The following is a 13,349-nucleotide window of genomic DNA, read 5'->3' on the forward strand; positions in this document are numbered from 1 at the left end:
CGCGCTTGTCCGGGACGACAGCAGAGTTTGTCGCGGCGGTTGCGCACTATGAGGCGCTGAGGCGCGAAGAACGCGCCTCAATCGCCATCGTCGTCCCGGACACGCGCAGCGAAGCGGAGCGCTGATCCGGGACCCATAACCACAGGCAGGCGTGGTTACGGGGACTCGGAGTGACCTGTTTTGCGCAACAACTTCTCCCTGTGGTTATGGGTCCCTGATCTGCGCGCGCCTAAGGGCGCGCTTGTCCGGGACGACAGCAGAGTTTGTCGCGGCGGTTGCGCACCATAAGCCGCCCCCTCACATCGGCGGCGTGAGGCCGTCGCGCCCGACATTGACGCGGTTGGTCTCGAACGAGCCGTCCGGCAACTGCTTCATGAAGGCGATCACCTTGGCGCCCGCCTTCAGATCGGCTCTGTCGCCGGGCACGAAGGTCACCACCGGCGTGTTGTCGGGGACGAACACCTTCTTCTCGCCGTCCTTGTACTTGACCAGCAGCGTATGGCCGTCATTGCCGACCACGCTCTCCGACACCGTGGCGTTGGTCATGCTCGAATTCGGCTTGAGGTCGTAGGGGCGCGAGCCTTCGCCGGTGCCGCGCATGCTCTCGGGAAACACATGCACCTCGACGGCGTTGTCGCCGCCGTCAGGTCCCGGCACCGTGGTGGCGCCGACGAAGGAGCCGGCCTTGATGTCGGCGAGCGAGATCCTGGTGATACCGGACACACGCACATCGGATGCGATGTGAAGCTTGACGTCCTCGCCGCTGCGCGACTTGACCTGCAGGGTGTCGCCATCGACGCTCTCGATCGTGCCGCGCACGCGCGTCGGCACCGGCGCCTTCTGCGCGAAGGCTGAGAGGCTCGAGACGGCCACCATCGCGACGGCGATGAGCGGACATGTGAAAGTTGCACGTTGAACAGGCATGATGGTCTCCGATTGTCCCCACGGACATAGAACTCCGGAGATCGCGCGCTATTCTTTCAAGTCTTTGTGAGGTCGGCCTCGACCAATGCACGCAGCTCGGCCGTGACCCGCGGCCGCCGGCCGAACCACAGCTCGAAGCCGCGCACGGCCTGGTGCAGCAGCATGCCGAGACCGTCGGCGGTCTGCAGGCCGCGTGCCTTTGCTGCGGCGAGCAGCGGCGTCACCAGGGGGACATAGACGAGATCGGCGACGACGGCGGCCTGCGGCAGGCGCGCAACATCAACATCGAGTGAAGGCTGCCCATGCATGCCGAGCGAGGTCGTGTTCACGAGAAGTCCTGCGCGCGGCAGCACGTCGTTGATCCCGTCCCACGTAACGGGCTGCACGTTCGGCCCGAACTGCTTCGCCAGCGTCTCGGCCCGCGCAATGGTGCGATTGGCGAGATGGATGCGCTTGATGCCGCGCTCGCGCAGGCCGAACACGACCGCGCGCGCGGAGCCGCCGGCCCCGAGCACCAGCGCCTCCTCGGCCGCGTCCCAGCCCGGCGCGCTGGCATCGAGATTGTTGATGAAGCCCTCGACGTCGGTGTTGGTCGCGCGCAGCTCGCCGTCCTCGAACCACAGCGTGTTGGCGGCGCCGACCGCCTTGGCGCGCGCATCGGGCGTCGACAGCGCCAGCACGCCCTCCTTGTGCGGGATGGTGACGTTGGCGCCGACGAAGCCGCGCAGCGACAGCCGCAGCACGAAATCGCGGAGATCGTCGGGCGGGACCGCCTCGATGACATAGCCGCCGGCGATACCGAGCGTGCGCAGCCAGTAATGATGGATCAGCGGCGAGCGCGAATGCGCGGCCGGCCATCCGATCAGACAGGCTGCGGGAGCCTTGGTCACGGTCATCTTCTCCCCGGATCGTATCCGAGGCGATCCATTTCGCGTCCCGCGGGCTCTGTCAAGCGCGCCAGCGCCGCTAGTGCGCGGCGGCACCATCCGAGGCGACCGCAGGCTTTGCCGCACCGCCCTTGATGTCGGCGACCGCGCGCCCGATGGTCTCGCGATAGCGGGCGCGCGGCGGGGTGACGCCATGGGTCAGCAGCGCACGGCGGACCACCGGCGAGGCGCCAGGCGAACGCCGCGTCCGCCGCTGTCGCTGCGTGCCTGCTCGCCGATCAGTTCGACGCCGGCCCGGTCGAACGCCTCGACCACCTTGATCAAAGTCTCGACCACGCCGCGAACGTTGCCCGTGCTGGCCTCCATCCGCTGGATGGTCGGCAGCGACACGCTGCCCGTCAGTCTCCTCCGTCATTGCGAGGAGCTCTTGCGACGAAGCAATCCAGACCGCCTCCGCAGAGACAGTCTGGATTGCTTCGCGGAGCCTGTCATCGGGCCGCGCTTTGCGCGGACCCGGTGGCTCGCAATGACAGATCAAGCAGCGAGCACTTGTTTCCTTTCCGTCACCCTGAGGTGGCCGCTCCTTTAGCGGCCCTCGAAGGGTGACGGCCCGGCTGCAGCAGCACGGCCGTGCATCCTTCGAGGCTCGCTGCGCAGTGCAAATGCACTGCGCAACTCGCAGCTCCAGCGACAACGGCTTCGCCGTTGCGCGGGGATGACCGAGTTAAGGTCTTGCTGTGCTCGCGATGACGGGTGGAGAGGGCATCGCCTCACCACACCCTCTCCCCGTAAGAACGGGGAGAGGGTGTGAGAGAGCGTGCGTTCCTCACTGCGCGAGAAACAGATTCACGCCGCGTGCTGATGCGCGGCGATGATCTGGTCGGCGGCGCGGCCCGTGACTTCGGCCATGTGGTCGAACGTGCGGGTGAAGCTGCCGGCGCCGGCGGTGGCCGAGCGCAGCTCGACGATCAGCTCGCCGATCTCGGCCTCCGGCATCATGGCGCGGACGCAGTCCCACCCGCTCCAGCCGTCGCGGGTGTCGAAGCCGAGGATCTGGCCGCGCCGCGCCGACAGGATCGCGTTGATCTTGGCGGTGGCATCCGTCGGGCAGACGATCTCGACCACGTGGATCGGCTCCAGCAATACCGGCTGGCATTGCGGCAGGCCTTCGTTGAGTCCGACCCGCGCCGCCGTGCGGAAGGCGAGATCGGAGGAATCGACGCTGTGATAGGAGCCGTCGGTCAGCGTCACCTGCACGTCGGTGACGGGGAAACCGAGCGGACCGCGCGTGAGCCCGTCGACGACGCCCTCCTCCACCGCCGGGATGTAGTTGCGCGGCACCGCGCCGCCCACCACCTTCTCGGCGAATTTGAAGCCGTCGCCGCGCGGCAGCGGCTTGATGTCGAGCACGACGTCGCCAAACTGGCCATGGCCGCCGGACTGCTTCTTGTGACGGCCGCGCTGGGTGATCGGCTTGCGGATGGTCTCCTGATAGCCGATCGCGGGCGGATGCGAGGTGACCTTGACGCCGAAGCGATCGCGCAGGCGTTCGCTGGCGACACGCAGATGCATCTCGCCCTGGCCCCACAGCACGGTGTCGTGGGTCTTTGCGTTCTGCACGACCATGAGCGAGGGATCCTCCTCGTGCAGCCGCATCAGCGCCTGGCCGAGCTTGACGTCGTCCTTGCGGTCGGTGGCCGCAACCGAGATCGCGAGCACGGCCGATGTCGGTTCTGCGGCGACAATCGCTGCCGGCTGGGTCTTGCCGCTCGAGACCAAGTCGCCGGTCTTGACCGGATCGACCTTGGCGAGCGCGACCGTGTCGCCGGCTTCCGCCGATGCTCGCTTGGTGTCGTAGGCGCCGTTGACGGCGAGGATGCCGGAGATGCGCCCCGCGCCGCCGGAGGAGGATAGCAGCGTGGCACCGTCGTCGAGATGGCCGGCGAGCAGCCGCGTCAGCGACAGCTTGCCGCCGTGCTGCGAATGCAGCGTCTTGAAGACGTAGCCGAGCGCGTCCTTGCTCTCGGGGGCGCCGAGACGTTTGGCGGTCTCCGCAACACCCGGCGCCTCGTGGCGCAGCGCCTTCATCAGGCGCAGCACGCCGTTTTCGCGGCCGGCAGCGCCGAGCAGCACCGGGCAGATCAGCCCTTCGCGCAATTCGCGGGCGAGATCGTCGAACACGGCATCGCGCGGCGGCTGGATGTCTTCGAGGAGTTGTTCCATCAGCGCATCGTCGTGGTCGGCGAGCTTCTCCAGCATCGAGAAGCGCGCCTCCTTCTCGCGGTCGAGATCGCCGCCTTCGAGCGCGATCACCTCGGAGGCCTTGTGCTCGCGATAGATGAAGGCGCGCTCCAGCGCGAGATCGACGAAGCCCTCGATCAGCTCGTCCTTCCAGATCGGGATCTGGCGCAGCACCAGCGGCACGCGCGAGGCGGGCTGGAGCGTTGCGAGTGTCTCGCGGATGCGCTTGTTGGCGCGGTCGATCTTGTTGAGGAACAGGAAACGCGGAATCTTCAGCTCCTCCAGCTCGCGCAGGATGATCTGAAGCTGGGGCAGCTTCTTCTCGTCGGCTTCGCAGACCACGACCGCGGCATCGACCGCGGGCAACGCGGCGCGCATGTCCTGGGCGAATTCGACGGAACCGGGACAGTCGAGGAAGGTGTAGCTGTCGCCCATGAAACTCGTGGTGGCGGCAGTGAGGCCGACGGTCATCTTGTGATAACGGGCCTCGGGCGTGGAGTCGCCGACGGAAGTTCCGGCGTCGACGCTGCCGGCACGCGGGATTGCGCCCGTTCGCGCCAGTATCGCTTCAAGAAGTGTAGTTTTACCGCTTTGGAATGGGCCCACCAGCGCAATGCACCGTGGACCTCGGGGACTTCTGACGTCTTGTCCCATTCGCCGCCTCCTTGGTGTGGAGCTCGGCCCATGATTGGGTCGGCAAACGCGGATGCTCTGCCCGTCCCCGAGATTTGGCAAGCGTCAAACGTCGCTGCGGTGCGTTGTCGGTGTTCCACCTCTCCCGAAGGGAGAGGTCGGATCGCATCGGAAGATGCGATCCGGGTGAGGGGTTACAGTCTCACCGAATGTTGCACCCCCTCACCCGGATTGCTGCGGACGATGCTTTGCATCGCCGGGCGCAATCCGACCTCTCCCCGCTGGGGAGAGGTGGAACAGCGCTCCGCTGCAAGGGCGTGCCCAACTACAATGACAGTTGTTAACGGCCGGGGCGGAGTTCCAGGCTTTCGAGGCCGGCGGCGACGTTGAGGCCGACCTGGCCCTGCACGCTGAGCGGCTGGAGCGCGATCGAATTGTTGGAGCCGCCGACCAGCACGTTGCCGCCAAGGCCGACGCCGACCGACGCACTGCCCTGCGCGCCCGCATAGGTGCCGGAGAGGTCGCCCGGTCCGAGCCGGTCCACCGGCGCAAACACGCCCCAGGCGAGCGCGGTCTCCTGGGTGATGCCGATGTCGAGGCCCACTTTACGGATGGTCGCGACGTAGCGATCCTCCGGCAAACCGTCGGCACGCAGGACGCAGCCGAGATTGGTCACCGATCCCACGATGAAGCCAACGCTGGCGCCGCCACGGCATTCGAGCACGCCGACCCGCAGCATCCGCTGCTGCTGTGCGCCGCCGTTTGCGACGGAGGCAACGAGGCTGGCGGCGGCGAGCCCGGCAAGGAGAAATGAGCGGCGCATGAATGTCTCCGGCGATGAATGTGATGCGAGCAGAGAGGACGCGCCTCACAAGTGGCGCGCGATGGTCTATGCCACAAGAGCTTTGGAGTTGCCAGATCGCACGCATCTAAAACCGGTTTCGCGGAGAGAGCCCCTCACCCCACCCTCTCCCCGTAAGAACGGGGCGAGGGAGTGAGAGAGCCGTGCGTCCCTCACGATGCAAGAATTGATTAGAGCGCGTGATCGGGCTCGACTTAACCTCTCCCCGCCCTTCTGCGGGGAGAGGTCGGATTGCGCCCGGCGATGCGAAGCATCGTCCGAAGCAATCCGGGTGAGGGGCAGTGCAGGATATCAACCAGAGCAAAAGTCCATCCGACTCCGCCTCGTTGAAACACAAACAAAAAGGCCCGCCGAAGCGGGCCTTTCCAATTCGCACTGTCTTCGGCTTACCGCAAATTGCCGCAGAAGCGCTGGATGCGCTTGCAGGCGTCTTCGAGGTCCGAGGTCTTGGTCGCATAGGAGATGCGGAACGCCGGGCCGAGGCCGAAGGCCGAGCCCTGCACCACGGCGACGCCTTCGGTCTCCAGCAGCTCGGTGACGAACTGCTCGTCGTTGGAGATCAAATTGCCCGACGGCGCTTTCTTGCCGATCGTGCCGGCGCAGGACGGATAGACGTAGAACGCACCCTCGGGGCGCGGGCACTCGATGCCGTTCGCCTGGTTGAGCATGGAGACGACGAGGTCGCGGCGCTCCTTGAACACCTTGTTGTTGGCGGGGATGAAGTCCTGCGGACCGTTCAGCGCCTCCACCGAGGCCCACTGTGCGATCGAGCACGGGTTCGAGGTCGACTGCGACTGGATGGTGGACATCGCCTTGATGAGCTGGGCCGGGCCGCCGGCATAGCCGATGCGCCAGCCGGTCATGCAATAGGCCTTCGACACACCGTTCACGGTGAGCGTGCGGTCGTAGAGGCTGGGCTCGACCTGCGCGACCGTGGTGAACTGGAAGTCGTCATAGACGAGGTGCTCGTACATGTCGTCGGTCATCACCCACACATGCGGATGCCTGACCAGCACGTCGGTGAGCGCCTTCAGCTCGGCCCGGGTGTAGGCAGCGCCGGTCGGGTTCGACGGCGAGCACAGGATCACCCATTTGGTCTTCGGCGTGATCGCGCGCTCGAGCGCTTCGGCCCCGAGCTTGAAGCCGGTCGCCGCGGTGCAGACCACCGGCACCGGCTCGCCGCCGGCGAGCGCCACCATCTCGGGATAGCTGACCCAGTAGGGCGCGGGGATGATCACCTCGTCGCCCGGATTGATGGTCGCCATCAGCGCGTTGTAGAGCACCTGCTTGCCGCCGGTGCCGACGATGATCTGGTTCGGCTTGTAGACGACGCCGTTCTCGCGCTGAAACTTCGCGATGATGGCTTCCTTCAGCTCGGGGATGCCGTCGACCGCGGTGTACTTGGTCTTGCCGGCTTCGATGGCGCGGATCGCCGCCAGCTTGATGTTGGCGGGCGTGTCGAAGTCGGGCTCGCCGGCGCCGAGGCCGATGACGTTGCGGCCCGCCGCTTTCAGCGCACGTGCTTTATCCGTGACCGCGATGGTCGCGGACGGCTTCACACGGTCGAGCGCAGCGGCAAGGAAGGACATCGTCATCTCCTGACAAGCGTCGTGAACCCATGGGTCGTCACGACTCTGATTGTGGGAATGGAGCCACCCTAAAACGTGTGCCGCTGCGCCGCAAGAAACTTCGGCCCGATCTCGCAAAAGTTTACGGATTCCGGCGTTTCGAGGCGCGATTTCCCGAAATATTCCGTCACTTTGCCGTCCGAATCCCCCATATCCGGCAAGGCCTGTCCTCGGAGCAATTTTGCGTGGCGCGTGTCGATAGTTCTGCACCGTCATGGCCGGGCATAGCCGTCCAAAGGACGGCGTCGCTTGCGCTCGCCTATGTCCCGGCCATCCACGCCTTGCAAGGCGCACGGAGAACGTGGATGCCCGGGACAAGCCCGGGCATGACGACGCGCTGGTTTCGTAGCGGCGCCCGCCCTAACGCTGATTGCTCCCCGTCTCTCACGAATGCACGGCGCAATGCGTCGCCCACGTTGACGCAAGCGTGATCTGATTTGCATCGTCGCGTGGAAATGATCTTCCGCGGCGTTGCAGTGCGGTAGGGTTTTCGAGTTTTTCTATTGGCTGGCTCTTGCGGCGGATTCGCATCGGCATCATTGTTTAGCCGCGTTGCGGGGCAACAAACGCCGCGCCTTCCCGTCCTCGGTTTAGAACTCCCAGAATGTACAAGCTCTATTCGATGCAACGCTCCGGCAACAGCTACAAGGTCCGCCTTGCGCTGGCGCTGTTGAACTTGCCTTACGAGGCGGTCGAGGTGGACATTCTGCGCGGCGAGAGCCGTACGCCGGACTTTCTGTCCAAGAACCCGTCAGGCCAGGTGCCGCTGCTCGATGTCGGCGGCGACCGTTATCTCGCCGAGTCCAACGCCATCCTCTGGTACGTCGCCGTCGGCACACCGCTCGCGCCGGAGAACCGCATCGATCGTGCCGAGGCGCTTCAATGGATGTTCTTCGAGCAGCACGCGCTCGAGCCGAATATCGGCGCCGCCTATTTCTGGCTGTCGCTGGTCAAGGGCGGCCGCGACCTCCAGACCCATTCGCTGGAGGACTGGATGGAACGCGGCTATGGCGCGCTCCAGGTGATGGAGAACCATCTCAAGACCAACGCCTATTTTGCCGCGCGCCAGCTCACGGTCGCCGACATCGCGCTGTACGGCTATACCCATCTCGCCGACCGCTGCGACTTCGACCTCTCGACCTTCCCGGCGATCCGGGACTGGCTGAAGCGCGTGGAGGCCGCGCCCGGCTTCGTCTCGATGGACTGGCGGCCGGCCGACGTCGACGACCCCGCCAGCATCGCCGCCAGCGCCTGATGGCGCGCGCCCGCTCTGGCAAATAGCGGGCATAAGGGTCGTCTTTGCCGCAATCCCGCCATTTTCGTCGCGAAGGCCGCCGCAATATTGCCGATTGAAACTGGGAAATTGCGGAAAGTCGCGGGTGATTCGCTCGCACGTTGAAGGATTTAGACCCATGATTCGGGCGTCCGGCACGGCAGGCTTTCAGGGCCAACCCGCTACCGTTTCGTCTTCCCGGCTGACCAACGCGGTCGCGGCCTCGCTCGCCGTCGCCGCGCTCTCGCTGTGCCTGATCGTCACCCTGACGGTGCTGTCGACCAAGGCGACCATGGCGATGGGCCTGCCGGTCTGATTCCCGTTTCATCCTGGACCAGCCTTCAGGGCGCCGCGTGACCCGCGCCGACCGGCATCGCGACAGGACGTCGATGAAGTCACCTGTGGTAGTCGTTGCAATCACCCTGACTGCGGCCATCCTGGTCGCGGCATCGCTGTTGATTTTCACCGGCATGCGCAAGAGCTCGGGTACCTCGACGCTGAATGCGCCCGCGTTTCAGCAACGCGTCAGGCACGCGCACTTGGTCTAAAATCTTCCGAAAGCTTTGCGTGCCGCCGCAAGCCGCCCTTAAGCGCTTCGCACGAATTCACACCACACCGGCGCAACGATCAGTCAGTATTGCAGCCTACCTCGTTCAGGGAGGAACGAGACAGGCCATGCGACTCGGATGGCGTGCAATCTGCGGTCCGGTGCTGACAGCGGCGACCCTGCTGCTGGCGATCCTGTTCGATCGCTCTGTCCCCTCGCCCGCGCCGCTGTTCGTCTGCATCGTGGCGCTTGCCGGCGCGCTGTCGGGTTTCGCCTCCGCCATCGCCAGCGCGGCCCTCGCCGTCATCGGCGCGGCGCTGCTCTTCCTCACCCACCGCGTAGCGCCCTTCCATGCAACCGCGGATCTGGTCCAGATCGGCCTCCTCGCAGTGACGACCGCCGGCACCGCAGGCATCACCGGCCTGATGCGCGAACGGCTGCTCGACACCTTTGCCGCCGAGCGCCAGAGCCACGCCACCGCCGCGCGGCTGTCGGCCGCGCTCGACCAGGTCGATATCGGCATCGTGCTGCTCGATGCCGAGACGCGCGCCGAATTCATCAACCGCGCGTTCCGTGATTATTTCGCGGTGCCGGACGACATCGCCGACGGCAAGCCGCCCTTCATCGCGCTGATGTATCACGGCCGCGACACCGGCGCGTTCGAGCTGCCGGAGGACGAGCTCGGCAGCTTCATCGCGCAGCGCATGGAGATGGTGCGGATCGGCGATGCCACGCCGATCAACATCGCCTTGCGCAGCGGCGAAGTGCTGCGCTTCGTCTGCGCCGCGCTGCCCGATGGCGGGCGCATGCTGAGCTACACCCCGGTGACCGACCTCGTGCGCCACACCGATGCGCCCTCGCGCGCCGACTACTACCGCTCGCTGCGCGATCCCACGAGCCGCAAGCTGATCCGGTACTTGCGCGTCGCTGAATAGCGTCACAGCGCGATTGATCGACGCGCCCTTCATCACGTATGAAGGTCACCTCATCGATCGCGGAATTTCCAGATGTCGCTCACCGTTCGCTCCGTCACCAAGCAGGACTACGATCAATGGCTGCCGCTGTGGGACGGCTACAACGCCTTCTACGGCCGTTCGGGCCCGACCGCGCTCGCTGGCGAGATCACGCGGATGACGTGGCAGCGCTTCTTCGACGCCTATGAACCCGTGCACGCGCTGGTCGCCGAAAGCGACGGCCGGCTGCTCGGGCTGACGCACTACCTGTTCCATCGCAGCACCACCGCGATCGAGCCGTCCTGCTATTTGCAGGACCTGTTCACGCTGGAGGCCGCGCGCGGCAAGGGCGTTGCCTCGGCATTGATCCATGGCGTGTACGAGCGGGCGAAACTGGCGGGATCGCCGCGGGTCTACTGGCAGACGCACGAGACCAACGTCACGGCGCAGCGCCTGTACGACAAGGTCGCGGAGCGGTCCGGCTTCATCGTCTATCGCAAGCTGTTCTGATCCCCGCACACATCCTGTGGATAACTCCCGCTGTCACCGGCGCGTTACATAGCGGGACTACGCTCATACCTGCGTCTGATCAGGCCCCCCGTCACCGATCAAGCGCCCCAAAGCGGTCCCCGTCAGTCGCCGCGTCTGACAGGGGCCGCATTTTTTTGTCCGCTCTGTCGGCATGGCAGCAGCGCGGTGAGCAGCTTGCTGCTGCGGCGCACGGTGGTCACAATGCGCCGCTGCTCATCTGACAGGACCTCCCATGGAAATTCGCAATCTCGGCGCCTCCGGCCTTCGCGTGTCTGCGGTCGGGCTCGGCTGCAACAATTTCGGCCAGCGCACCGACCTCGAGACCTCGCGCAAGGTGATCCATCGCGCGCTCGACCTCGGCATCACGCTGTTCGACACCGCCGACATCTATTCGAACATGGGCGGCTCGGAAAACGTGCTCGGCACTGTCCTGGGCGATCGCCGCAAGGACATCGTGCTGGCGACGAAATATTCCAAGCCGATGGCGGAGGACGGAACCAAGCAGGGCGCTTCGCGCCGCTACATCATGGACGCGGTGGAAGCGAGCCTGAAGCGGCTGAAGACCGATTACATCGATCTCTACCAGCAGCACGACTACGACCCGCTGACGCCGATCGAGGAGAGCTTGCGCGCACTCGACGATCTCGTCCGGCAGGGCAAGGTCCGCTACATCGGCAATTCGAACTTTCCGGCCTGGCGGGTCGCCGAGGCGGAGTACGTCGCACGCGCGATGAATGTCAGCCGCTTCGTCTCCTGCCAGGACGAATATTCCCTGGTGGTGCGCGACATCGAGAAGGATCTGCTGCCGGCCGTGCGGGAATACAAGCTCGGCCTGTTGCCGTTCTTCCCGCTCGCAAGCGGACTTCTGACCGGCAAATACCGGAAGGGCGAGAGCGCGCCTGATGACACCCGCTTCGGCAAGGTGCCGCGGCTGCGCGACCGCTACGTCACGCCGCGCAACGAGGACATCGTCGAGAAGCTCCAGGCCTTCGCCAAGGCGCGCGGGCACAGCATGCTCGAACTCGCCTTCTCCTGGCTCGCCGCACGCCCGCAAGTGTCCAGCGTGATCGCCGGCGCCACCCGCGTCGAGCAGATCGAGGAGAACGTCAAGGCGATCGCGTGGAATCTCAACGCCGAGGATCTTGCCGAGATCGACAAGATCACGCTGGGCTGACGTTTGAAGCGCGGCGCTACCTGGCGCCGCGCCCGACCGTCTGCATCACCTCAAAGCCTTCGAATTGCGGATGGCCGAGATAAAGCGGCTTGTTGTCGCCGGCCTTGTGATGCGCCGCGCGAAACGCCTCCGATTTGGTCCAGGCCTCGAACGCCGCATGATTCGCCCACACGGTGTGCGAGGCGTATAGGGTGTGGTCTTCGAGCTCGGGCCCGCGCAGCAGATGGAATTCGACGAAGCCCGGCACCTTGTCCAGATGGGTATCGCGCGAGAGCCAGACCTGCTCGAAGGCAGCCTCGGAGCCCTTGGCGACGCGGAAGCGGTTCATGGCGATGTACATGGGTGGTCTCCTGATGTTCGGCTCATCATGTCGTCATTCCGGGACGCGCCGCAAGGCGCGGGCCCGGAATCCATTTTGCGGCGGAACGTATGGAGGTATGGATTCCGGGTTCGCGCTACGCGCGCCCCGGAATGGCGGCTAAGCCACCAGCCCCTTCATCGGCCTTGCGCTTGCGCTGTCCGGAAACACTGTCTCCGCCAGCACGCGGTCCGACAGACCGAACTGGCCTTGCAGCACACCCTTGATCACCGAGCGCAGGTCGGTGGTCGGCTTGAGGTCGCGGGCCTCGTAGAGGTTGGCGGGCTTGAGGCCGGGCCAGTCGGAGATGACGCGGCCGCCCTTCACCGCGCCGCCGGCGAGCAGCGCGACGGTGGCGGTGCCGTGATCGGTGCCGTCGGTGCCGTTGATGCGCGCGGTGCGGCCGAACTCGGTTGCGACGATCACGGCGGTGTCGCGCCAGCGCTCGCCGAGGCCGCTCTCGAATTCGGCGAGCGCGCCGTCGAGCCCGCCGAGCAGGAAAGCGAGGCGGCCGACCGGGCCGCCTTCATTGGCGTGCGTATCCCAGCCGTCGAAGGCGAGCGCGGCGATGCGCGGGCCGTCGTCGGCCGCCATCAGCTTTGCCGCGCCGCGCGCCACCTGGCGCATCTGCGCGACCTGATTGCCGCCCTTCGGCTTCATGTCGTCGCCGCTCGCGACCTTGTCGAGCTGGAGGCCTTGCGACAAGGCCATCGCCAGCGCGGGATCGCGGAGGCGATAGAGATCGACCAGCCGCATCGCGGTGTCGTCGTCGGCCTGCGGCAGCGCGACCGGCGCCCAGCCGACGGTCGGCGCGTTGCCGCGCAGCACCAGCGGCGTGGTCGGCCCGACCGCAAGGCCGCTCGAGACGCGCTCGCCGCGCGGCAGCGCTTCCAGCGCGCGGTTGAGCCAGCCCGATTGCACCCGGCCGGGGCCGGCATAGCCGCTTTCGAGCACATCCTGACCGTCGAAATGCGAGCGGTCGCGGTAAGGAGTCGCCACCGCGTGGATCACCGCAGCGTGCTTGTCGCGATACATCCGCGCAAACTCCGGCATCGCCGGATGCAGTGCGAAGAAAGTGTCGAGCATGATCGCGGGATGCGCGCCGTCCGACGCGAGCGCGATCGATCCGTGCAGGCCGGCATAATCGGGGTCACCGAGCGGCGCGACGGTCGAGAGCCCGTCGAGCGCGCCGCGCAGGATCACGACGATCAGCCGGGGATCACGACCGTCGGCCGCGCGCGCGAATTTCGGCAAATAGGCCCAGGCCGCGAAGGAGGCGCCGCCGAGCAGGAGGCCGCGGCGCGAGGTGAGGAGGCGGTTCTCGACGCAGTCGATCAT

General features: G+C 66.0%; 15 protein-coding genes. 6 read left to right on the forward strand and 9 right to left on the reverse strand.

Translation table 11 applies throughout. The features are described 5' to 3' along the window. Window positions 1-297 precede the first annotated feature (297 nt). From XI09_RS12840 to XI09_RS12870, 7 genes are all read right to left on the reverse strand, one after another. Window positions 298-924 carry a hypothetical protein gene (locus tag XI09_RS12840; RefSeq protein WP_271567169.1) on the reverse strand — a complete coding sequence of 209 codons (627 nt, stop codon included), beginning with the start codon at window positions 922-924 and terminating at the stop codon, window positions 298-300. 56 nt (window positions 925-980) lie between these two features. Beyond that, a complete protein-coding gene (locus XI09_RS12845) occupies window positions 981-1,820 on the reverse strand; it encodes a shikimate dehydrogenase (protein ID WP_271567170.1) in 840 nt (279 codons plus the stop codon). A gap of 70 nt (window positions 1,821-1,890) precedes the next feature. Then, on the reverse strand, window positions 1,891-2,031 hold the full coding sequence (locus XI09_RS12850) for a hypothetical protein (RefSeq protein WP_271567193.1): 141 nt from the start codon (window positions 2,029-2,031) through the stop codon (window positions 1,891-1,893). Further along, window positions 2,010-2,213 carry a hypothetical protein gene (locus XI09_RS12855; RefSeq protein ID WP_271567191.1) on the reverse strand — a complete coding sequence of 68 codons (204 nt, stop codon included), beginning with the start codon at window positions 2,211-2,213 and terminating at the stop codon, window positions 2,010-2,012. Before XI09_RS12855 ends, XI09_RS12850 begins: the two co-directional genes overlap by 22 nt. A 444-nt stretch (window positions 2,214-2,657) precedes the next feature. Then, window positions 2,658-4,706, reverse strand: a complete 2,049-nt coding sequence (locus tag XI09_RS12860) for an elongation factor G (protein WP_271567171.1) — start codon at window positions 4,704-4,706, stop codon at window positions 2,658-2,660. A gap of 319 nt (window positions 4,707-5,025) precedes the next feature. Next, the gene (locus XI09_RS12865) at window positions 5,026-5,508 is read right to left on the reverse strand and encodes a DUF992 domain-containing protein (RefSeq protein ID WP_271567172.1); all 483 of its coding nucleotides are present in this window, start codon (window positions 5,506-5,508) and stop codon (window positions 5,026-5,028) included. Window positions 5,509-5,933: 425 nt separating this feature from the next. Then, window positions 5,934-7,136 carry a pyridoxal phosphate-dependent aminotransferase gene (locus XI09_RS12870; RefSeq protein WP_271567173.1) on the reverse strand — a complete coding sequence of 401 codons (1,203 nt, stop codon included), beginning with the start codon at window positions 7,134-7,136 and terminating at the stop codon, window positions 5,934-5,936. A gap of 643 nt (window positions 7,137-7,779) precedes the next feature. Here XI09_RS12870 and XI09_RS12875 point away from each other — a divergent pair. From XI09_RS12875 to XI09_RS12900, 6 genes are all read left to right on the forward strand, one after another. After that, window positions 7,780-8,430 (forward strand): glutathione S-transferase family protein, encoded by a 651-nt coding sequence (locus tag XI09_RS12875; RefSeq protein ID WP_092189885.1) that lies wholly within the window; start codon window positions 7,780-7,782, stop codon window positions 8,428-8,430. 157 nt (window positions 8,431-8,587) lie between these two features. Continuing rightward, complete coding sequence (locus XI09_RS12880; RefSeq protein ID WP_007596747.1) at window positions 8,588-8,764, forward strand: hypothetical protein; 177 nt, start codon at window positions 8,588-8,590, stop codon at window positions 8,762-8,764. Between the two features lie 37 nt (window positions 8,765-8,801). Then, a complete protein-coding gene (locus tag XI09_RS12885) occupies window positions 8,802-8,996 on the forward strand; it encodes a hypothetical protein (protein WP_271567194.1) in 195 nt (64 codons plus the stop codon). A 127-nt stretch (window positions 8,997-9,123) separates the two neighbouring features. Then, complete coding sequence (locus XI09_RS12890) at window positions 9,124-9,930, forward strand: PAS-domain containing protein (RefSeq protein ID WP_271567174.1); 807 nt, start codon at window positions 9,124-9,126, stop codon at window positions 9,928-9,930. Window positions 9,931-10,002: 72 nt separating this feature from the next. Next, window positions 10,003-10,458, forward strand: coding sequence for a GNAT family N-acetyltransferase (locus tag XI09_RS12895; protein ID WP_271567175.1), 456 nt, complete (start codon window positions 10,003-10,005; stop codon window positions 10,456-10,458). 253 nt (window positions 10,459-10,711) lie between these two features. Beyond that, entirely contained in the window at window positions 10,712-11,653 is a 942-nt protein-coding gene (locus XI09_RS12900; protein ID WP_271567176.1) for an aldo/keto reductase, read from the forward strand. A 16-nt stretch (window positions 11,654-11,669) separates the two neighbouring features. Here the strand turns inward: XI09_RS12900 and XI09_RS12905 are convergent, their stop codons facing one another. Both XI09_RS12905 and XI09_RS12910 read right to left on the reverse strand, forming a co-directional pair. Beyond that, window positions 11,670-11,993 carry an antibiotic biosynthesis monooxygenase family protein gene (locus tag XI09_RS12905; protein ID WP_092189875.1) on the reverse strand — a complete coding sequence of 108 codons (324 nt, stop codon included), beginning with the start codon at window positions 11,991-11,993 and terminating at the stop codon, window positions 11,670-11,672. Between the two features lie 138 nt (window positions 11,994-12,131). Beyond that, window positions 12,132-13,349 carry a DUF1501 domain-containing protein gene (locus tag XI09_RS12910; protein WP_271567177.1) on the reverse strand — a complete coding sequence of 406 codons (1,218 nt, stop codon included), beginning with the start codon at window positions 13,347-13,349 and terminating at the stop codon, window positions 12,132-12,134.

The sequence above is a fragment of the Bradyrhizobium sp. CCBAU 11386 genome (assembly GCF_028128955.1).
GTDB lineage: Bacteria > Pseudomonadota > Alphaproteobacteria > Rhizobiales > Xanthobacteraceae > Bradyrhizobium.